At 46.7% G+C, this 21,634-nt stretch carries 16 protein-coding genes and 1 tRNA gene; 6 read left to right on the top strand and 11 right to left on the bottom strand.

Annotated features, from left to right (window positions below; all coding sequences use genetic code 11):
- Positions 1-254: 254 nt before the first annotated feature.
- The 11 genes from HY811_00300 to HY811_00250 all read right to left on the bottom strand — a co-directional run bounded on the left by HY811_00300 (position 255) and on the right by HY811_00250 (position 13,793).
- Complete coding sequence (locus tag HY811_00300; protein MBI4833251.1) at positions 255-1,205, bottom strand: ACP S-malonyltransferase; 951 nt, start codon at positions 1,203-1,205, stop codon at positions 255-257.
- A 44-nt stretch (positions 1,206-1,249) separates the two neighbouring features.
- A complete protein-coding gene (locus HY811_00295; GenBank protein MBI4833250.1) occupies positions 1,250-2,233 on the bottom strand; it encodes a ketoacyl-ACP synthase III in 984 nt (327 codons plus the stop codon).
- 10 nt (positions 2,234-2,243) lie between these two features.
- Positions 2,244-3,290: a phosphate acyltransferase PlsX gene (gene plsX / locus HY811_00290; GenBank protein ID MBI4833249.1), complete on the bottom strand. Its 1,047-nt coding sequence runs from the start codon at positions 3,288-3,290 to the stop codon at positions 2,244-2,246.
- Between the two features lie 28 nt (positions 3,291-3,318).
- Positions 3,319-3,492 (bottom strand): 50S ribosomal protein L32, encoded by a 174-nt coding sequence (rpmF, locus tag HY811_00285; protein MBI4833248.1) that lies wholly within the window; start codon positions 3,490-3,492, stop codon positions 3,319-3,321.
- Positions 3,493-3,571: 79 nt separating this feature from the next.
- Complete coding sequence (locus HY811_00280; GenBank protein ID MBI4833247.1) at positions 3,572-4,711, bottom strand: DUF362 domain-containing protein; 1,140 nt, start codon at positions 4,709-4,711, stop codon at positions 3,572-3,574.
- Positions 4,712-4,757: 46 nt separating this feature from the next.
- Positions 4,758-4,830: transfer RNA gene (locus HY811_00275), tRNA-Gly, on the bottom strand.
- Between the two features lie 118 nt (positions 4,831-4,948).
- Positions 4,949-6,223: a terpene cyclase/mutase family protein gene (locus tag HY811_00270; protein ID MBI4833246.1), complete on the bottom strand. Its 1,275-nt coding sequence runs from the start codon at positions 6,221-6,223 to the stop codon at positions 4,949-4,951.
- Positions 6,224-6,331: 108 nt separating this feature from the next.
- On the bottom strand, positions 6,332-8,173 hold the full coding sequence (gene glmS / locus HY811_00265) for a glutamine--fructose-6-phosphate transaminase (isomerizing) (protein MBI4833245.1): 1,842 nt from the start codon (positions 8,171-8,173) through the stop codon (positions 6,332-6,334).
- 108 nt (positions 8,174-8,281) lie between these two features.
- The gene (locus HY811_00260; GenBank protein ID MBI4833244.1) at positions 8,282-9,946 is read right to left on the bottom strand and encodes a 30S ribosomal protein S1; all 1,665 of its coding nucleotides are present in this window, start codon (positions 9,944-9,946) and stop codon (positions 8,282-8,284) included.
- A gap of 197 nt (positions 9,947-10,143) precedes the next feature.
- Positions 10,144-10,968 carry an EamA family transporter gene (locus HY811_00255; GenBank protein ID MBI4833243.1) on the bottom strand — a complete coding sequence of 275 codons (825 nt, stop codon included), beginning with the start codon at positions 10,966-10,968 and terminating at the stop codon, positions 10,144-10,146.
- Positions 10,969-11,132: 164 nt separating this feature from the next.
- On the bottom strand, positions 11,133-13,793 hold the full coding sequence (locus HY811_00250) for a pyruvate, phosphate dikinase (GenBank protein ID MBI4833242.1): 2,661 nt from the start codon (positions 13,791-13,793) through the stop codon (positions 11,133-11,135).
- 306 nt (positions 13,794-14,099) lie between these two features.
- Between HY811_00250 and HY811_00245 the strand changes: the two genes are divergently transcribed.
- The 6 genes from HY811_00245 (at position 14,100) to HY811_00220 (ending at position 21,589) form a co-directional block, all read left to right on the top strand.
- Positions 14,100-15,356, top strand: a complete 1,257-nt coding sequence (locus tag HY811_00245) for a DUF401 family protein (protein ID MBI4833241.1) — start codon at positions 14,100-14,102, stop codon at positions 15,354-15,356.
- A 124-nt stretch (positions 15,357-15,480) separates the two neighbouring features.
- Positions 15,481-16,401 carry a hypothetical protein gene (locus HY811_00240; protein MBI4833240.1) on the top strand — a complete coding sequence of 307 codons (921 nt, stop codon included), beginning with the start codon at positions 15,481-15,483 and terminating at the stop codon, positions 16,399-16,401.
- A gap of 11 nt (positions 16,402-16,412) precedes the next feature.
- On the top strand, positions 16,413-18,221 hold the full coding sequence (locus HY811_00235; protein MBI4833239.1) for a hypothetical protein: 1,809 nt from the start codon (positions 16,413-16,415) through the stop codon (positions 18,219-18,221).
- A 636-nt stretch (positions 18,222-18,857) separates the two neighbouring features.
- Positions 18,858-19,031 (top strand): helix-turn-helix domain-containing protein, encoded by a 174-nt coding sequence (locus HY811_00230; GenBank protein MBI4833238.1) that lies wholly within the window; start codon positions 18,858-18,860, stop codon positions 19,029-19,031.
- 26 nt (positions 19,032-19,057) lie between these two features.
- Positions 19,058-20,437, top strand: a complete 1,380-nt coding sequence (locus HY811_00225; protein ID MBI4833237.1) for a PD40 domain-containing protein — start codon at positions 19,058-19,060, stop codon at positions 20,435-20,437.
- Positions 20,438-20,539: 102 nt separating this feature from the next.
- Entirely contained in the window at positions 20,540-21,589 is a 1,050-nt protein-coding gene (locus HY811_00220) for a hypothetical protein (GenBank protein ID MBI4833236.1), read from the top strand.
- Positions 21,590-21,634: the final 45 nt, after the last annotated feature.

Here is a 21,634-nt window from a genome sequence, read left to right as displayed (position 1 = left end):
TCCCCATCTATAGCCTTACCGTATCATATCTCCGGCCTTACCGTATCACACCTTAAGCCTTACCCTATAACATCTCCGGCTTTACCATATAATACCTTCGGCCTTACCGTATGATACCTTCGGCCTTACCTAATACACCCCTCACAAAAAAAGTGTATTACTAACCTTCCTGGCTAACACCCTCATAAGTATACTCGGCATGCTGACTAAAGGCTATGGGGGGATAGAAAAAGTAGGGCAGATAGCTATAAATCTTAAACCTTACGGCAGGTAACGGTTGAATCGATTCTCTGCATCAGGCCGGTCAGGACATTGCCCGGGCCGATTTCATAGAATTCCTTGACGCCCTCTTTGACCAGGCGCCTCATTGAATCTTCCCACAAAACAGGGCTAGTTACCTGCCTGGCGAGGCATCTTTTTATTTCATCGGGCGTCCGGACGTAATCAGCCGTGACATTGGAGATGACCGGTTTGGTGATAGTATTTATTTTTATCTTGTCGAGTTCGATTTTAAGTTTTTCCTCGGCCGGTTTCATCAATGCCGAATGGAAAGCGCCGGCTACTTTTAAAGGGATGACTTTGCGTGCCCCAGCTGCCTTTGCCATTTCCGAAGCGGTTTTTAAGGTTTCGTTGTCCCCGGAAATAGCAATCTGTCCGGGTGAGTTGAGATTGGCGATATTTACCACTCCGCCTTTGGCCGAGGCTGTTTTGCAGATTTCTTCGAGCTTGGCTCGCTCCAATCCTATGACGGAAACCATTCCGCTGGGGTGTTGGTCGCAAGCTTCCTGCATGAAAGTCCCGCGCCGCTCGACGATATGGACGGCATCCTCGAAAGAAAGCGCGCCGTTGGCGGCCAGCGCCGTGTATTCACCCAGGCTTAAGCCCGCTGAGGCGTCGTAAGAGGAAATTATTTCTTTGCCCCGCTCCGCTTCGTTCCGCGGGACGATAGGGTTATCGGGGTCGCCGTCTTTTTCGTTCCAGACCGCCAGGGAAACCAGGCTCATGATAAGAATCGCCGGCTGGCAGATATTGGTCTTGTTAAGCTCGGTATCCGGCCCCTCGAAACATATTTTGGCGATATCGAATTCCACGATTTGGTTGGCTTTATCAAACATCCGGCGTGCCACAGGATGATTTTCGTAAAGGTCTTTGCCCATGCCGACAAACTGGGCGCCCTGTCCCGGGAATAAAAATGCTGTTTTCATAACACGAAATCACCCCAAAAGTGTTCGGGGGTGTTTTCATGTTATCACCAGCGGATAACGGCCGAGCCCCAGGTGAGTCCTCCGCCGAAGGCGACAAGGATAATAATATCTCCCTTTTTCATCATGCCGTTACGGGCGGCTTCGTCAAGGGCAATCGGGATGGAAGCGGCCGAGGTGTTGCCGACACGCTCGATATTGATAAAAATCTTATCCATGGGAAATTCCAGCTTTTCTGCTGCGGCTTCCAGGATGCGCATATTAACCTGGTGGGGGATTATTAGCGCGACGTCCTTTATGGACAGTTTTGTTTTAGAAAGCGAATCCTTGATAAGCTGGACCATTTTCATGACCGCGAACTTAAAGACTTCGCGTCCCCTGAGCTGGATATATTGCAGGCGGTTTTGGATTGTTTCCACCGTATTGGGCATTTTTGACCCGCCTGAAGGGCGGCTCATCATCTCGCTGCCGGAGCCGTCGGAAAAGATACTGGTATAAAGTATTTCATGGCCGTGGTCGCCCGGCTGGAGAATAACGGCCCCTGCGCCGTCCCCGAAAAGGATGCAGGTATTGCGGTCGGCGTAATTTGTCGCGCTGGTGAGCGATTCGGCTCCCGCGACCAGGACATTTTTATAATGACCGCCCAGCACAAACTGGCGGCCGACGGTAAGTGAATAAATAAATCCGGTGCAGGCGGCGGAAACATCGAAGGCCGCAATCTGGCGCGCGCCTAATTTGTTTTGGACGTAACAGGCGGTAGATGAAACGAGCTGGTCGGGAGTAACCGTGCCGACGATGATTAAATCCAGGTCTTCCGGTGATAGATTCGCCTGGGCAAGGGCGTTTTGGGCAGCCTTGACCGCCAGGTCGGAAGTCGCCTCTCCGTTGCTTATGACGTGGCGTTCTTTTATGCCGGTCCGCTCCATAATCCATTCGTTGCTGGTATCCACCATCTTCTGTAAATCCGCGTTGGTCAGGATTTTTCCCGGCAGGAAAGAGCCTGTTGAAACGATAGAAACTTTCTGGTTCATTTTTATATCATTAACGATGAGTGGCTCTCCAGCTTTTAAGCACATCCATCCACGAAATATGTTTTTGGACCGTGTTCAGCCCTTTATTGATTTCTTCCGTGAGGTTATGGCGCGTGGATTCCCCGGCCACTTTTATGGCGTTGGCAATGGCTTTGGCATTTGAACGCCCGTGGGAAATTATGACGATTCCGTTTAAGCCCAAAAGCGGAGCCCCGCCGTATTCGGCGTAATCCGTCCGTTCTTTTATCTTGCCCAGTATGTTTTTTATCGGTTCCGTTCCGCCGTTGTCTTTGCAGTAATTTGCCGCCTGGGCGGAAATTGATTTCAGCATAAATTCGGCGAATCCCTCGACCGTTTTTAAAAGGACATTCCCGACGAACCCTTCGCAGACTACTACTTCACATTGTCCTTCAAAAATGCCGCGCCCTTCGACGCTCCCGATAAAGTTGAGTTCCGTTTTCCTGAAAAGCTCGATGGTTTGTTTGACAAGCTCGTTGCCTTTGGAATCCTCTTCCCCGATATTTAATACGCCGACGCGCGGGTTGGCGATATTTTTTGCCTGTTGGCAGTAAACCGAGGCCATGATTCCGTATTGCAAAAGGTGAAGCGGGTTGCAATAAATATTAGCGCCCGCGTCAATAACGTAACAAATCCCGTTTTTGCTGGGGACCGGTATGGCAATTCCGGGCCTTTTGACATTAGGGAGAAAACCGAGCGTCATGGTGGAGCCGGCGACTGCAGCACCCGTATTACCGGCGGAAATTATGGCAGAGGCTTCCCCTTTTTTGACCAGATTGATGCTTTTAAATAAAGAGGAATCCGGCTTGCGCCTGATGGCGTCCACCGGTGATTCGGACATTTCCACCGTCTGGGAAGAGGCGACGATTTCAATGTTTTTAGGTTTGGCGCCGACGGAGGCAAACTCTTTTTCCAGCGCGTCCGGAGTGCCTACCATCAGGATGGTTATATCAGGATTATTTTGGGCGGCCAGGACGGCTCCACGGACGGTTTCAGCCGGTGCAAAATCACCGCCCATTGCATCTAAAGCAATCTTCATCACTGTCGTTCACCTTATAAAATAGCGGCTATAATTTAATGACTTCTTTTCCCTTATAATACCCGCAGTTTCCGCAAACGCGGTGGGGCAGCTTGGGCTGGTGGCAGCGGGGACAGACAGATAAATTAGATTCTTTGAGAGCCAAGTGGGAACGGCGCATCATCTGCCATGATTTTGAAAGTTTTCTTTTAGGATTAGGCATAGTTTATTCCCCTTAATTATTATTAAATGGGACAATATACCTTTAAAACCGAACAAGTCAAGTAAAAAGATATGAAAGCTTAGTAATCCAAATCTTTCTCGATAATTTGGATGCGGGACAGGTTGCTTATGCCGAGGTTATTTTTCTCGGCGGTAATCAGGTAATTTGTGACCAGTTTGGGCCATTCTTTGCCGCCTTTTTTATCGCGTATTTTTTGGAGCACGCTTTGTCCGACCGCGTCCACCGCGACCGGATCTATTCCCATGATTATCCCGTTGTAATTAGTGTGGTACCGCTGGTCATCCATGGGCCCGCCGTCATAAAGCGGGGTGAGCGCATCGCATATAACCAGCTTGGTTTTGTTTTTTATCTCGGTTATCCCGTAGACCTCGGCCGCGCCGGGATCGCATTCATTGGCATATAAAGCTTCCGTGTTCCGGGGGGTTATTTCGATGGCGTGGTACATATTCTGTAGCGCGTTGTTAATGCCGCAGTTGGCGGTAAATTTGTGGGTGCGCAATACAGGCATATTGATGGTAACGGTGGTGAATTTGGTAAGGATGGAAGAAAGCCTCGTGGAGGATTTTCCTACGGCAATAACCGCGTCGTCATATCCCATGAAAGGTTGTGCCAGCCTTTCAACACGGTGAGTCATGGTTGCCAGGCATCGTTTGCCTTCCGCGGAAGTATTTATCTTGTATCCGGCGTCTTCCAGTTCGTTTTTAGCCCGGTCCCAGATGATGATGTTGTTTTCCTGAACGCCTGCCTGGATTAATAGCGTTGAGACGGCCTCCGCCAATTCCGGATGGGTCGAATTTGACTTTTGGCCCAGGTAAGCGTTTACCTTGAGACCCACTTTATCCTGCGCCGTAATGATTTTCTTAAATGCCTCTTTGGATGAATCAATCAGGAAAAGCTCGTTTAAGGCAACGCTGAGCATACGCTGCATTTGTATCTGGTTAATTGTGTTTTTATCGCCCCATATTTTGGAATTGCGGACTATGACTACACGGCTTCTGATATTTGATGGAATGCGGTTAGGCGGAATATTTTGATTATTCCTGTTCGGGTTTTGGGAAGCGGGGTCATTGCCGGTATCGGATGAAGTGTTATTTTTACCGGTATTCGGGTCAGGAGTAGATTGTTCGGTCAGAAAATATTGCCAGAAAACAACCATTCCGATGAGTAGGACAACAAAAATTACCAGCATGCCTTTCATTTAAAAGGCTCCTTTTTAAATGATGGATGATATAGTAAATAACATGAGCGGGCGACCGGGTTCGAACCGGCGACAACAACGTTGGCAACGTTGTGCTCTACCAACTGAGCTACGCCCGCTTTTAGAACGTATCCTTGTCCCCGATGAATATCGGGGGCTGAGCTACGCCTGCCTGGTATTTACCTATTTTATGAACTTAATCCGTAATGTCAATCTTTTCCGTTATATCAGTATCGGCTATTTTGTCTCCGGTTTTACCCATTTACGGCATATATCAAGAGATATCAGCGCGAATGAGGTAGCCAGTCCTTCATAGCCTTCAAACCAGCGTTCTTCAAATTCGTTAACCCAGAATCCTTCATTTTTCTGGAGAAGAGCGAGTTTTTCCGTTAAGTCTTTTGCCCAATTATGTTTTGTTTTATCAGGCATGGTTATAATGGTAGCTTCCCCGTACGCATCCAGTGCCTTGGCAAAAGAGTGGTAATAATAATATAAACCCTGCTTGCCTAAATTAGGTTTTTCGTCGGTTCTTAATCCCACGTTTTCTTCAAGAGAATATTTTTGCTTAATCCAGTTATAAGCTGCCTGGACCCGCGGGTCCTTTTTATCCACGTAAGCATAAATAAAACTTAAAAGGCCCGAATAGGTCATGGAAGCATAGGATTTTAAAACTTCGGTGCCGTCCGGCAGAACTTCTTTCTTTTCCGCCTTGCTTTCTATCGGGGAATAGAAAAAACCACCGTCATTTGAAGTTACCCTGAATTTATTGTTTTCGCTGGAGCTTTGGACCTTATTAAGGAATTCAACGGCTCTTTTCCATGTATCGCTGTCTTCCGGCAGGCCGCCTTCATTTAAAGCCATCATGACAAACTGGGTGGTTGAAAGATTGGCGTTTTTTTTCGGGCTCGGCCCTTTTTCCTGGTAGCCCCAACCGCCGCTTTGGGCGTCCCCGTCTTCCGGGCCGAATTGGTTTTTCACGAGGTAATCCATCGCTTTATTGATAGAGTCTTTATATTTTTCCTTGTCTATCGTTACTAGGGCGACTATCGCCAGCGATGTCTTGTAAGTCGCATAGGTGGGCGGTGTTTCCGAATCTATTACCTCACCGTTTTCATTGACATGGTCAAGGAGATACTTAATTCCTTTTTCTATCTGGCTTTTGTAGGTCTCGCGGTATTTCTGGGGAGCTTTGCCAACCGAAATGATTGCTAAAGCAGTGAAAGCAACGTCGGGTTCACTTCCTTTTCCTCCGGGCAGGGGCGGGTTTTGCCATGCACCATTATCCTGCTGTCTTTTCATGAGCCATGCTAGGCCTTTTTCAAAGGTTTGTTCCAGGAGTTCAGATGTTGTCAGGGTCTTTAGTTGGCTGGTTTGCCCTGTGGCGGTTGTAGATCCTGTATCATCCTTTTTGCCATGAGGAGTTTGCTTCGCCGTAAAATAAACGGACACGGAAATAATAACCCCGGCAAGCAGTATCAGAACAATCACCAAAAGCGCGTTTCCTTTTTTCATAAATGCCTCCTTGTTAAACTGATTAAATATAATATTATTAAATCCATATGCGGTCAAATAAAACTATCTTCCATATATATAAACGCTCAAAATAAGGAAAAAGTTCAATTATTCTACGGTAACGCTTTTGGCGAGGTTGCGCGGTTGGTCGACATTGCGTCCTTTGGCAACGGCTGTGTGATAAGCCAGTAATTGCAATGGAAGCACCGTAAGCAAGGGAGAAAACATTTCCTGGGTTTCCGGCACATAGATAATATCATCCGTCATATGACGGATATGTTCATCACCTTCGGTGGCAACCGCGATAATAATTCCCCGGCGCGCCTTTATTTCCTGGATATTGGAAAGCATCTTTTCGTAAACTGTTCCTTTAACGGCGATTGTCACTGTTGGAAAGGTGTTATCCACCAATGCCAGAGGGCCGTGTTTCATTTCACCGGCGCCATAGCCTTCGGCATGGGTGTAAGATATTTCCTTAAGCTTTAAGGCGCCTTCATAGGCGTTCGGAAAATTATAACGCCGTGCAATATACATAAAGTTGGGGGCGTTTTTATACTTATGCGCAAATGAACGTATTGCTTCGCTTGATTTCAGCACGGTTTTGAGTTTTGCCGGAATCGTCTTTATTTCCTTTAGCAATTGTTTTTCCGTATTGCCTGAGATGCTTCCGCGTAAACGGGCGAGGTAAACAGCAAAAAGGAGTAGCACTGATATCTGGCAAGTATAAGCCTTTGTCGAAGCAACGCTGATTTCCGGCCCGGCATAGGTGTAAACGGTTGTATCGGCTTCCCGGGTAATAGAACTGCCGACGACATTGCAGATAGCCATGGTTAATGCACCTGCGCACTTTGCCTCGCGCAATGCCGCCAATGTATCGGCCGTTTCGCCTGACTGGCTTACGGCTAAAAACAAAGTATGCTTATCCAATACCGGATTCCCGTAACGGAATTCAGAGGCGATGCTTACTTCGACCGGCAGGCGGCATAATTCCTCCAATGCGTATTTAGCTACCAATCCCGCATGCCAGGCAGTTCCGCAGGCAGTTATCACAATCCTATTGATTTTCTTAAGCTTTTCCTTAAGATTGGAAAGGCATTTAAATTTGCCGCATCCTTTGCTATTGATATAATAACTGATGGAAGATTCCACTGCGGACGGCTGTTCGAAAATTTCCTTTAGCATGAAATGCGGGTATCCGCCTTTTTCCGCATCTTTGATATCCCACTTGATTTCCTTGGGGAGCGCCCGGTGCGTTCGTCCGTCAAACCCGAAAATATTAATCTTATCCGCGGTCAGGCGGACAACCTGCCCTTCATCTATGTAAATAACTTTGTGCGTATATGGCAGTATCGCCGGTACGTCCGAGGCAATGAAGTTTTCACCGTCTCCGGCCCCGATAATCAGAGGGCTGTTACAACGCGCGCCGTAGAGAGTTTGAGGTTCTTTGAGGAAAATAATCCCCAGTGCAAAACTGCCTTCAAGGATGCTCACTACCCGTTGCAATGATTCCTGCGGGGAATGTTTTTTAAGATACTTTTCCAAAAGATGGGCTATCACCTCGGTATCGGTCTCCGAGCTGAATTTATGCCCTTGCTTGAGCAGTTCCTCTTTCAGTTCCTCGAAGTTTTCAATAATGCCGTTATGGACCACGACTATTTCTTTATTGCAGGAAAAATGGGGATGCGCGTTATTTTCCGCGGGAATTCCATGGGTTGCCCAGCGGGTGTGTCCAATGCCGATTGTTCCGGTGAAATCATTGTGGTTGATTAATGCTTCGAGCGCGGAAATTTTGCCGGCTGTCTTTTTTAAATGGAAAGATTTTTTATTGGCTCCATTAGGGATGACGGCCAGGCCGGCTGAATCATAACCGCGGTATTCCAGCCGTTTCAATCCGTTGATAATAATTTCGCTGACATTGCGCTTGCTGACACAGCCAATTATTCCGCACATTATTGAGCTTCAGTACCTTATAAATTAAAACCCCTCGCCTCGTCTCCGTTTCGGCGGAGCGGGTGTCCCGATATTATCTTCGGAACGCGGGTTAAAGTCCGGTGCTTTTTAAGAAGGCTGGGAACCCATTTTCAACATTATTTTGCCTTCGGCCGGGTCGATCTTGGTGACCTCTACGGTTACGGCATCATCTATCTTAAGATGAACTTTCTCACCTTCTTCTTTCGGTGTGCCTTCAGCTCCAGCTGATTCCGGTTCCTTGACTAATTTCAGGAATCCTTCTATATCAGGCGCAAGTTCGATAACCGCACCGTCTTTAGTCAACCTCAATACCTTACCCGGGACAACCGCGCCGACGTTGTATTTTTCCGGAATAGTGGTTTCCCATGGATTGGCGGTGAGCTGTTTAAGGCCCAGCGAAACCCTTTTCTTTTCCGGGTCAACAGATAAAACCATGGCTTCTATCTTGTCGCCTTTCTTAATCACATCGGCAGGCTTTACGATTTTCTTAGTCCACGAAATATCGGAAAGATGGAGTAGCCCGTCAATTCCTTCTTCTATTTCAATGAAAGCGCCGTAGGTGGTTAAATTCCTTACCCGGCCCTGGATGCGGGTTCCCGGAGGATATTTGCCTTCTATGGTTGTCCAAGGATTAACTTCAAGCTGTTTCATACCTAAAAGCAGTTCCTGTTTTTCGCTGCTGATTTTAAGCACCATTGCTTCGATTATATCACCGATGGCGAGCATATCAGAAGGATGGGATATGCGCTTGGTCCAGGACATTTCGGAAATATGGAGCAACCCTTCCACTCCGCTTTCGAGTTCGACAAACGCGCCGTAAGGCATGATATTTACGACCTTGCCCTTAACGCGTGTATTAGCCGGATATTTCTGCTCTACTTTTTCCCACGGGTTTGGAGTAAGCTGTTTAAATCCGACGGTAATGCGGTTGGTGGTGGTGTCTATTTTGAGTATCTTTATTTGTATTTTCTGGTCCATGGTGACTATTTCCGAAGGATGGCTGACACGGCGCCATGCCATATCCGTAATATGGAGTAGCCCGTCTATTCCGCCCAAGTCAACGAATACGCCGTAATCGGCGATATTCTTGACGATCCCTTCGCGGACGTCGCCTTCTTTTAATTCCTTAAGGAGCTTTTCTCTCTGGGCGCTGCGCAGTTCTTCCATGTATTTGCGCCTTGAAATGATGATGCTCATCCGTTCGGAATCGAGTTTGATAATCTTGGCTTCTATTTCCTTGCCGACTAATTTTCCGATATCATCGAGGCGTCTGATATCCACTTGGGAAGCGGGCAGGAATGCCGGCCCGCCGATATTGACGATAAGCCCGCCTTTTACTTTGCGGGTGACCGTGCCTTTTACCGGGTCGCCTTCCTTATAGGCCTGCATTATCCGTTCCCATCCGCGGATATAATCTGCCTTGCTTTTGGATAAGACGATTAAATCAGATTCGTCTTCGACCGTTTCCAGGTATACTTCCAGTTCATCGCCCGGCTTGACTTCAGCCGGTTTTTCGAATTCCTGCAGTGGGATAAGGCCTTCGGATTTATATCCGATATCCACGACGGCCTGTTTATCCTGGACTAAGATGACTTTACCCTTGACGATGGTATGGGGCTTGAATTCCCGGATTGATTCTTTGTAAAGCTTGGAAAGTTCTTCGGCGGAATAAGACTTCATGAGGCCGCTTACTTCTTTCTCGATATTCTTATCGAGAATCCCCATATTCTTAAGGAACAAATTTTCTGCCACGTTCGTTAACTCCCTTCTTCGTGCCCCGTTCGCACACAGGGCATGGTTTATTAACTACGATAAAAACTATAAAGCACAAATTATCTATGATAGCAGATATTGCGTGAAAGTCAAGAAAACTCTGTTCTATTAGATAATAGGTGAAATTACGGTTTAGATTAACCGCAGTATTTTTGTTATTATCCTTCTCACGACAATTATCTTCTTCCCAAAACCGCTCCGACTACCACTAAAAACAAGGCTAAACCTAACATTATGCTTAGTTCATTGCCTGATGCTAAAGTAAGCCAAAAGGTGCTTAATATCGGCGTGAGATAAGAAAGCGTCCCTATTTTGCGGGGGTCGGCATTTTTCAGGGCATAATCCCAGAGGGCAAATGAAAATCCCATAGGACCTAACCCGAATATGATAAGATATAAAATATTCTTCCCGCTTATTTCTATTGCTTCTCCAAAGGTAAACGAAGCGGCGAGCGAAACGAGCCCTGTAATCAGGCAGACCAGTCCCATGGTCCATGAGGAAACAAGAGGAAAGCGCTTAAGGTAAAGCGAATAGACGGGCCAGATTATTGCCGCGCCAAAGGCAAGGATATAGCCGTAATGGAATGCGGATAGTATTTTATCCGATGGATTATATATGGCAATGAACGCCCCGGCAAAGCCGAGTATTCCTCCTAACAGATGGCGGAAAGTCCAGCCGAGGCCTTTTTCAAATAACGGCGCCAGAAGGACAAGGAAAAGCGGCCAGAGATAATTAATGATATTGCATTCAACCGGATTGGCTGTTCGCATGGCGAGGAACAGGATAAAGTGATAGGAAAAAAGAGCAATTACTCCGGCCAGGATAAAACGCCGGTTCCATGTCCACAGTCGTGCTTTGGGAAGTGAGAATATCCCGCCTAGGAAAAGAGCCGCACCGGTAAGAAAAAGCGGCGGCACTCCCGCCAAGAGATAGCTGAAAGCCGCTACAAAACTCCATAATAAAATCGCCCCGAAAACAGCCAGCAATGGTTTCGTGTTCACTGAGTGTGGAATATAGCATGCCGGCATGCTATAGGACAATAAAAATGTCTGGTAATTCTAATGCCACTTTGACGGATAATCGGAATAGCAGGTAATAGATTTGTTGAAATTACTGCAATCAAAACAGAAAGCAGTATTTCGGGGTCAAGTCAATTCCTTGCTTTTTACTTGCCTTTTTCACGCAGGACCGCATGGGCCGCGGCTAAACGCGAAATCGGTACGCGGAAAGGCGAGGCGCTTACGTAATTTAATCCCGCCGAGTGGCAGAAAATGACGGATTCCGGGTCGCCCCCGTGTTCGCCGCAGATGCCGACCTTTAAATCGGCCCGGACGCTCCTGCCCTTTTCCGTTCCTTTTTTAATTAATTTGCCCACGCCATCCTGGTCAAGGGTGACAAACGGGTCATTGGGTAGAATCTTGTTATCCACATAATAATGTATGAACTTTCCGGCGTCATCGCGCGAAAATCCGAAGGTCATCTGGGTCAGGTCGTTCGTGCCGAAAGAGAAAAACTGCGCTTCTTTGGCAATCTCATCAGCCGTAACCACCGCGCGCGGGATTTCTATCATCGTCCCGATCATGTATTTCACCTTAAAGAGAGTTTCTTTGGCCACTTCTTCCGCAATCTTATTGACAATCATTGCCTGGTTCCTGAATTCATTGATGTGCCCGACCAGAGGAATCATTATTTCCGGGAGTGCTGTTTTGCCTGATTTCGCCACCTCGGTGGCCGCTTCCAATATGGCGCGTACCTGCATGGAGGTAATTTCCGGATATACTATTCCCAACCTGCATCCGCGGTGTCCCATCATCGGGTTAAACTCGTGGAGCTCGTTTACCCGAGCTAGGAGCTTTTCTTTCTTCTTGATTTCATCTGAGGAACAATTCTTAGCTTTAAGAGTGGCTATTTCCACCATCAATTCCTCTCTTTTGGGCAGGAATTCATGGAGCGGCGGGTCAATCGTCCGTATGGTTACCGGATAGCCTCTCATCGCCTCAAACAGTCCTTTGAAATCAGCGCGTTGCAGGGGCAGTAGCTTATCAAGCGCCTTCTGTCGGTCTTTTAAATTCGTTGCCAGAATCATTTCCTGCATGATAGGCAGGCGGTCTTCGGCAAAGAACATATGTTCTGTCCGGCATAAACCGATGCCTTCAGCTCCGAATTTCATGGCATATTGGGCGTCGCGCGGTATATCCGCATTTGCCCTGATTTTAAGATGGCGGATGCCGTCCGCCCATTTGAGAATCTGGTCAAAATACTGGTAAAGAGGCGCTTTGCGTGGAGCGAGCGTGCCTTTAATCACCTGCATCACTTCGGATTCCATGGTTGGGACATCGCCCAGCATTACTTCGCCGGTGGCGCCGTCAATAGAAAGATAATCGCCTTCTTTCACGGTGAGATCGTCCACTTTCAATAATTTATTATGTTCATCCACTTTAATCGCGCTGCAGCCGACCACGCTGGGCTTTCCCATCTGGCGTCCGACCACGGCGGCGTGTGAGGTCATTCCCCCTGTGGCGGTTAAAACCCCTCTTGCCTTATACATACCGTGGATGTCATCGGGTGAAGTTTCGCTCCTGACTAAAAGCGTCCGTTCGCCTTTATCGGCCATTTCAGCCACTTTATCCGGGTCAAAGTAAACCTTGCCCGCGGCCGCGCCCGGAGAGGCGTTTAACCCCTTGGCGATTACCTTGAATTTCAGGCGTTCAGTCGGATTAAACATCGGGTGGAGCAATTGGTTCAATTGCAAAGGCTCGACGCGGCTAACGGCTTCTTCCGGTTTAATCAGCTTTTCTTTTGCCATGTCAACGGCAATCCTGACTGCGGCCAGTCCGGTGCGTTTGCCGACGCGCGTCTGGAGCATATAGAGCTTGTTCTTTTCTATGGTGAATTCGAAATCCTGAACGTCTTTATAATGTTTTTCTAACCGCGCGGTGATATCGCGCAGTTCTTTCGCCGGTATGGGCATTTCCTTAGCGAGTTCTGAAATCGGCCTGGGGGTCCTGATTCCGGCGACCACGTCTTCGCCCTGTGCATTGGTCAAGTATTCGCCGTAGAACATTTTTTCGCCCGTTGCCGGGTTCCGGGTAAAGCCGACTCCGGTGGCGCAGTCGTTGCCCCTATTGCCGAACACCATCGTCTGGATATTTATGGCCGTGCCGATATTGTGGTCAATCTTATATAAATTACGGTAGGTGACGGCGCGCGGGTTATTCCAGGAGCGGAAGACCGCGTCACGCGCCATTTCCAGTTGGACTACCGGGTCCTGCGGGAAGGGTCTGCCGGAATGTTTATGGATAAGCTCCTTGAATTTTTCTACCGTATCCCGGTGGACAGGCTGCCTGACGGCTTCAAAGAGTTTGCGCTCGATTCCCAGGACGACATCTCCGAACATCATCAAAAGCCGTTGGTAACAATCATAGGAGAATTTATCGTTACCGGTCTGGGCAACCAGCCCTTCGACTGTTTTGTCGTTAAGCCCCAAGTTAAGGATGGTGTCCATCATTCCGGGCATGGAGAACTTGGCGCCGGAGCGGACCGAGACCAGAAGCGGGTTTGAAGGGTCGCCGAATTTTTTGCCGGCGGCGTCTTCAAGCTTTTTCACGTATTTGGCGAATTCGCTTTTCAGCAATTTCGGGAATTGCATCTTGCTTTTGTAGAACAAGCGGCAGACTTCCGTGGAGATGGTGAATCCCGGAGGGACGGGCAGGCCGAGTTTCGCCATTTCCGCGAGGTTCGCGCCTTTGCCGCCGAGCGTATCCTTCATCTTGCCGTTGCCTTCAGTTTTCCCTTTGCCGAAGAAATAAATATACTTGGCCATAATTCGTCTCCTTAAAGTGTATGAATCAAAGCATAGTATTATAATAAAACTAATTGATTAGTCAAAGCAATTTTACTGTTTGAAATGATAATTATATTGACGCAAATCTCTTGACGAACAGCAACTAATGAAATAGAAATAGATTAATTAAAGTATCCCTAGACCCTGAATGTCTCGGGACCTCAGGGTGGGAAAAGGATAAACAACGGGATTAAGCGGATTAAACTGATTTTTCCTTCCTGCCTGTGCGTGTTCGCACGCAGACAGGTCCGTTAAATCCTGTTTAATCCTGTTGTTAGTTTTCTTAGTATGATTATCATCAAAGTATGTTTGCTCTTGACGCTTCTTATTCTTCTCCTGCGCCTGAAGCTCCATTTCACCATAGCGATTCTTTTTATGGCGCTGGTGGTCGGAATATCTTTCGGGCTTGGCTGGAAAGATATGGGGGATTCATCGCTTTATGCCCTGATAAACGCGGATACCTTGAACCTTATGGGAATAGTCGGATTGATTCTAGGGTTTTCGGAGCTCTTGAACCGTTCGGGCCAGATGACACAGATGAGCGAAGATGTCGCGAACACCTTTGGGTTAAAGAGGATTACCCTGACGGCGTTCCCGATGCTCATCGGGCTACTGCCCATGCCGGGCGGGGCGCTTTTTTCCGCGCCCTTGGTGGATAAGAACAGCGAAAATATCATCGTCTCGCCTGTCAAAAAGACGATTATCAATTACTGGTTCCGCCATATCTGGGAATACGGCTGGTATCTTTACCTCGGGCTGATTTTGCTGGGCAAACTTTCCGGCTTGAATCTCTATTCGTTTTCCATAGCGCTTATGCCGCTCATTTTTATTGCCTTTTTAATCGGAGTATTCATCATTTTTCCGGGTATAAAAATAACACCTAAAAAACCCACCAATTCCGTTACCAAGGCTAAATCGTTCGGCAGGTTATTCGTCAATATTTTCCCTTTTATCCTGATAATCGTCCTCTTTTCCGCTATACATCTATACATAATATACTGCCTGCTGGCAGGTTTAGCTGTAGTTATAGTAAATGCCCTGATACAAAAGCAGTTGGATGTAAAAAAGATTATCCGGTCTGTCTTCCTGCGCAAAGAAACTTACATCATGATGTCCGTGGTGGCCGGCGTCATGATATTCGTGGCGGTTCTCAAGGCAAGCACGTTGACCGGAGAACTGACCGCTTTCTTCCAGGAAGGCATGAATTATAAAATCACCATGTTTTACAGTATCCTGGCGACCATGTCCATCCCGTTTATTATGGGACTCTTGACGGGATTAAGCATTGCCTTTGTCGGGACGGCGTATCCGATAATCGCCGCCACTTTTATTCCGCCTGAAATGAATGGGTATCTCCTGCCGCACGCTTTTCTGTTTTATACATCGGGTTTGGCAGGCGTGATGCTTTCTCCGGTGCACTTATGCTTGATTCTGACCAACCAATACTTCGGTTCCAGCCTTAAGGAAGTCTATAAATATCTGATTATTATAGTCGGGCTGACCTGGCTCTTCGCGTTTGGGTTGTTCTGGCTGTATTTGCCCTGAAACTAATGTTTAACAGGGACTTTGACGAGACGTTAACGAGACGGCAAGTGAACGCATAAAAATCCCTGTAAAAATGAATTCCTGCTTGACAAATGGGTTTTATCGGGATATACTATATTTGTATATGAAATCATTTATCTGTATCCTCTGCGTCTTTGCGGTAATATTTTTCTCCGGCTGTTCAAAGCCAGATGGGGGACTTAACAACAGGACCCCGACACGGACTGTCGGGGCGGAAACTCCTAATCCGGTTAATCCGCTAAATCCAGTTGTTGTAATAGACGAGATGAAGAAGGAACTGGGCAAGGATTATATCGTTGATTACATTGAACCGTTTGCTGTCGCAGGCAATATTTCCCAGCGAGAGTTTGACCGCTTCAAGAAAGGTACGATAAAAGGCTGTTCAGAGGCAATGTATAAGGACTATTTCGATAAGAAACCGGATTATATCCTGAAAGTTTATCTCTTTGAAGGTGCGTCTTCCTACGAGGCGTATGTCAAAAAGACCGAAGGGCGAGAGCCTTCGACTCCTTACGGATATTATATGGATTCGTCCAAAAGCCTTATCATGAATATCGGGACAGGCGGGGGAACGCTGGTGCACGAAATGTTCCACGCCCTGGTCGCGCCTGATTTCCCGGATATCCCCGCATGGTATAATGAGGGCATGGGCTCGCTTTACGAACAATGCACTGTCACCGATGACGGCTCTTTAAAAGGCATGATTAACTGGCGTTATCCGATTCTGATGGAAGCGTATAACAATAATAAGCTCGTTCCGCTTACGGAATTATTCAAGACCACGGATTACGAATTCTATGATAAGGATAAAGGCACGAATTATGCCCAGGCGCGGTATTTCTGCCTCTATATGCAGGAACAGGGCATTCTTCCCAAATTCTATAAGAAATTCCGCGATAACTATGATGCGGATAAAACCGGGACTAAGTTTGTGGAAGAGTTATTGGGTAAGAAGATAGACGAGATAGATACTGACTGGCAAAAGTGGGTGCCGACTGTAAAAGAGATAGAGCACTTAAAATGAAAGGAGAAAACATGGGAAAAGCAGGAAGGTTGACAGTCTTAGCAATGGTCGTGGGGATTTTCCTGACGCTTTCGGTGATGGCGGAAGCGCCGGAAGTTACCCCGAAAATAACCGATGTCACCGTCTTTAAGGACGGGCATACATTAGTGATGTCTCAGGGCGAGGTGAAAGTGGAAAACGGCTGGTGCCGGACACGCACTGTGCCGGTCCCGGTCCTGGGCGCGTTCTGGGCGTTTGTTACCGATACGAAGTCTGAAATCGATTTCCTCAAATCAGGTTTTGTTGAGGATAAGCAAACACGCCCCTGCCTTAACTTTGATGAAATCGTCCAGGCGAATAAGGGCAAAAAAGCGACTATCTTTGAGCAGGGTAAAGACAATGCTCTTCTCTCTTATGAAGGAATCCTGGTCGGCATCCTTCAGCATGAATCCAAACAGGAAACCGAATTGAGCGAAAATCTGCCCGCTTACTATGACCAGTGGGGGCGTTACATTTACAATCAGCAGATTCGCGAAAGCAAGGAAGCTGAGGCTAAAATGCTTTCTACTTTTGTCATATTGGAAACAGAGACCGGCGTCAAGCTGATAAAGCGTGAAAGCATCCACAGCATCGCCCTGGCGGATAAAAACCCCAATACCACGCATAACGAAACGAAACAGGTGCGCGAAATATCCATGCATCTGGTGAGCAAGGGCAAGCCGGTGGACGGAGACCGCACGGTCGGATTCGTTTATTTCCAGAAAGGCATCCGCTGGATTCCGGATTATAAAATCCAATTGACGGATGACGGTAAAGCCGTTGTTTCGCTCCAGGGGACGATTATCAACGACCTGGCTGATTTGGAAAACGCGGATTTGAGGCTGGTGGTCGGCGTTCCCAGTTTTATCATGAAGGAGAATATTTCCCCGATTGCTTTGCGGGAAATAGGCTTGCGGCTCAGTTCTTATTTCGCCTCGCCAAGAATGGGCGCGCGGGGAACTGAGAGGGATTACCTTTCCAATGCGATGATGTCGCAACGCGCCGGACCGGCTGATGAAAGCGGAATGAGCGGTGGCAGCGGCGGGCCGGAAGTGCCCAGCGAAGGACAGCAGGAAGATTTATTCCTCTACCACAAAGCGGGAATAACCCTGAAAAAAGGCGAGCGGGCGGTGGTGAAACTCCTGGAAGTGACCGTCCCTTACAAAGATATTTATACCTGGGAAATACCGCCTTTGCCGGCAAAGGAAATGTGGCAATATACGGACCAGGGCCGCCAACAGCAGATGATGAACGCGATGAACAGCGCCAAGTGCATGCACGCCGTCCGGCTGACCAACAGCGGAGATATCCCCTGGACGACCGGACCGGCGACTATCTTCAAAGGCGGGACGCCGCTTGGGCAACAACTCATGACTTATACCTCGGTCAAAAATACCGTGGATGTCCCGATTACGATAGCGACTGATTTAAACACCAAGAAAGAAGAGACGGAACTAAGCCGCGACCAAAATATCGTGATTAACGGCAACACGTATTCGAAAATAAACCTGCACGGGAAATTAACCGTAACCAATTTCAAGAATAAGCCGGTTAATATCTCAATTACCCGCCATGTCTTGGGCAAGGTGGATTCGGCCACGGAAAACGGCAAGATTACCCTTTCCAATGTTGCGGAGGATACCTCCTTTGGCAGGGAGAGTTATCCATGGTATTATTGGTGGAGCTGGCCCTGGTGGTGGTATCAGGTTAATTCAGTTTCCAAAATCACTTGGGATGCGACGATTCCGGAAGGGAAATCAATTACCTTTGAGTATGACTGGTATTACTATTACCGGCCGTAACGAATTATTCTGTCAGAGTTTTTAAAATACCCCAGCGCCGGCGTTGATATATATATACCCAAACTTTGTTTTATATAGGCGCGGAGCTTGTTTTATATAGGCTCAGCCTTTGGTTTATATATGCCCAAAGTTTGATATATATAGGCGCAGCTTTTGGTTTATATATGCCCCATATTTGTTATATATAGGCCCAAACGCTGGTTTATATAGCCGCATGATTTGGTATATATAGATTCAGCCTTTGATTTATATAGAAGAGGCTCTTGGTTTATATATAAGGCGAAGTTGATATATATATAAGCCGTCTTTGGCGCCGGGGGAGGCGGGGGCGGTACCCATTAGATTTGGGATAACTTATTGTTAAATAAAGGGTTAGGAGTAAAATCAGTCTATCTTAAATATAAGGCGGATTTAGGTTGATTTTATTCGTTTTCAGGGCTTAATATGCGTTATATTCGAGATTGAATCGTGACGTTTTTAGGCGGGGATAAATATAGCGATAATCAGTTCTGGGTTAAATTTAAGATAGGAGCAAAACGTCTCTTATGGCGCGAAAACCAACGTTTCTAAAACTGTCCGCGGAACAAAGGGCGCAAGCTAAATTATGTATGTAATGAAGTCCTAAAAACAGGCGGTCTGCGTGCCAGAAGGCGCATCCAGAGTATTCTACTTTCCAATGAAGGCTGGACAGTGGAAAAGATTGCCAATCATTTGGGAGCGGATAAAAGAAATATCTGGAGATGGTTTAAGAATTATCAGGAAAAAGGGCTGGATGGATTGAAAGGGAAATACTTTTCGAGGAAATTATAGCCGCAGATTACACAGATAAAACGGATATGAATAAATTGAGTATTGTTTTTCTTTGCGTATTGGCGGTAATAATTGGATGTGCTGGTAAAAACGACTTAACGATTTTTCCCCTTCAAGAATTTGAGAGTAAAGTTAAGGGGTTAATCAAGCAATTAAGCGCTGAGGAATGGGAAATTCGCGAAGGGACACAAAAAGAACTGATTAAACTGGGGGACAATCTGATTTGGATGTATCGTAAAGCAAATGTTAATGATAAGGCTGAAGTTATGCATAAGATAAAACAATTTGCCGATGCGCTTAATGAAACAACCGAAAGCCGCGAATCAGAAATAAGAATGCGTATTAAATATATACGCCGGCAGATTTATCCTTTGACCAGGCCAAAGATTGCTTTCCGTTCTATGCGTAATAGCGATAAAAGGAAAATATATCTAATGGATGAAGACGGGCAAAACCAGATTAAATTGACAGCGACTAATGAATATGAAAGTAATGCTTTTTGGAGTCCTGATGGCACCAGGATTGCTTTTATCACGGAGTATTATACTATCTTTGTTGATAAGTGGATTCTAAATACAATAGATGCGGATGGCAGAAATCATATTAGATTAACCGACTCCGAAATAGAAGGCGATAAAATCAGTTGGAGCCCTGATAGCGCAAAGATTGCTTTTGCGGCAGAACCGCCGGATGGCCTTTGTGATATCTATCTCATAGACGCGAACGGAAAAAACCAGGTTAATTTAACACGCACGCCTGATGCCGCTGATGAAAGCCCTGACTGGAGCCCGGATGGCGCTAAAATTGCCTATGAATCCCGTGTGCATTGGAATGCTTCCGATATATGCGTAATAGATACAGATGGGGAAAATCTAATCAGGCTGACTAAAACAGAACGTTCCTGGGAACGGCATCCTGTCTGGAGCCCGGATGGGACTAAAATCGCCTATATAGCATATGATTCTAATAAGGAGGATATAATATATTTATTTGTAATGGATGCAAATGGGCAAAACCAGTCCAGATTAGCCCGGATAAGCCAGGAAGGGAAGTGTTATGATGTTTATCCGTCTTGGAGTCCGGATGGAACCAGAATTGCCGTTCACTCGGAGCGAGACCGTAAGATAACAATATGTGTTATAAGCGCGGATGGTAAGAATCAGCTTTTATTAACTCCAAATGAAAAATCTGATATCATCCCTGAATGGAGTCCGGATGGGACTAAGATTGTCTTTGAATCACACCGGGACGGCGCTCCGAAAATATATGTATATGACATGGAGCTTGACGGTAATAACCAGAAAAGACTAAGCGGAAAAGACAACCATGACGAGTATCCAACTTGGCAACCAATGTCATTATCGTATTTTTCCGCCCTGTTTAAGGAAGATGAAAACAAGAAATGAAACGAACCGTTTATTGTTAAATATATTTTCCCCGTATCCGCGTATTTTTTAGCATAATTCAACGCTGGTGTAGTCTAATATATCAGAGAAAAGGAGGCATCTATGAATAAAGGTGGAATAGTTGTCGGGATTTTTATGGGCATAGTTATTGGGGTTGTTATGGGGTTAATGCTGGCTGTGATGATGAAAAGCGACGGAAACGTGCCGGGCGGAAATGCCCAAAAACCGTTCATCGCGGAAGTCAGGGGCTACGGGGAACTTTCCTTTTCCGCGCCACATACCTATAAAAACATGACCCTGTTTGTCATATCCAGAACCACGCCGGAACTAAAGCCGCCGGCTGATTACATTACCTTGGCAGAAGGGCTGGAAACAAAGAAGGTCGTTTTGAGCGAGCTGGAAAACGCCTCTGTCCAGACACTCCAGCTGGAAAATCTTTCCGATAAGCCGCTCTTTATCCAGGTGGGCGATGTCGTAAAAGGCGGCAAGCAGGATAGAACCATTCAGGCAAGCCTGGTTATTCCCGCCCATTCTGGCAAGGTGGATGTCCCATCGCTCTGCGTGGAAGAAAGCCGTTGGTCCGGAAATGCCCAGTTTGGTTCAAGCGCGAATATCGCAGCTGATAAAAATATGAAACTTGCCATACAGGTAGGAGCACAAAGTGAAGTCTGGGCAAATGTAGCGGAATATAAAGAAAAAGCCCGCCAAATTACCGGGGAAAGCAATTCCAAAACATCCAGCTTTAACGAGGAGATGGATAACGAAAAGATGAAACAGGCGCGCGCCGAATACGAAAAAGAGTTTGGGAAACTCCTTGAACAATACCCTGATGCTATCGGCGTTGCCTATGTCTTAAACGGAGAAATCAATTCGGTGGATTTGTTCCTCTCCAACAAGCTCCTTAAGAAAGCTTATCCTAAGATGCTCAATGCCTTTGCCAGCGAGTCGGTCGTTAACCCGGCAAAAGGAGAAATTAAGCTTGTATCCAATAATGCGGTGAGCGATTTTATGAAGGAGATGGAAAAAGGCAAGGCGAACGAACAGAAAATCAGCGGAAACGCGGTTATGAAGCTGGAAAATGATGCCGGATTTTGCTCGGAGTTGAAAGACGAATCCGATCAGCTAATGCATAAGCAGTATATTAAGAAATAAAACCGCAGATTACACAGATTAATCGGATAAATCCGTTTAATCCTG

The organism is Planctomycetota bacterium (assembly GCA_016207825.1).
In the GTDB taxonomy this organism is placed as follows: domain Bacteria; phylum Planctomycetota; class MHYJ01; order JACQXL01; family JACQZI01; genus JACQZI01.
The sequence above is the reverse complement of the archived record's forward strand: the minus strand, read 5'-3'. Positions and strand labels throughout refer to the sequence as shown.

Bases quoted from the DNA above. Each gene is read 5' to 3' on its own strand.
- HY811_00235 (MBI4833239.1), top strand. From the start codon at position 16,413: ATGGGAAAAGCAGGAAGGTTGACAGTCTTAGCAATGGTCGTGGGGATT.
- HY811_00225 (MBI4833237.1), top strand. From the start codon at position 19,058: ATGAATAAATTGAGTATTGTTTTTCTTTGCGTATTGGCGGTAATAATT.
- HY811_00280 (MBI4833247.1), bottom strand. From the start codon at position 4,711: ATGAAAGGCATGCTGGTAATTTTTGTTGTCCTACTCATCGGAATGGTT.
- plsX (MBI4833249.1), bottom strand. From the start codon at position 3,290: ATGAAGATTGCTTTAGATGCAATGGGCGGTGATTTTGCACCGGCTGAA.
- HY811_00300 (MBI4833251.1), bottom strand. From the start codon at position 1,205: ATGAAAACAGCATTTTTATTCCCGGGACAGGGCGCCCAGTTTGTCGGC.
- HY811_00270 (MBI4833246.1), bottom strand. From the start codon at position 6,223: ATGAAAAAAGGAAACGCGCTTTTGGTGATTGTTCTGATACTGCTTGCC.
- HY811_00245 (MBI4833241.1), top strand. From the start codon at position 14,100: ATGATTATCATCAAAGTATGTTTGCTCTTGACGCTTCTTATTCTTCTC.
- rpmF (MBI4833248.1), bottom strand. From the start codon at position 3,492: ATGCCTAATCCTAAAAGAAAACTTTCAAAATCATGGCAGATGATGCGC.
- HY811_00220 (MBI4833236.1), top strand. From the start codon at position 20,540: ATGAATAAAGGTGGAATAGTTGTCGGGATTTTTATGGGCATAGTTATT.
- HY811_00295 (MBI4833250.1), bottom strand. From the start codon at position 2,233: ATGAACCAGAAAGTTTCTATCGTTTCAACAGGCTCTTTCCTGCCGGGA.
- glmS (MBI4833245.1), bottom strand. From the start codon at position 8,173: ATGTGCGGAATAATTGGCTGTGTCAGCAAGCGCAATGTCAGCGAAATT.
- HY811_00240 (MBI4833240.1), top strand. From the start codon at position 15,481: ATGAAATCATTTATCTGTATCCTCTGCGTCTTTGCGGTAATATTTTTC.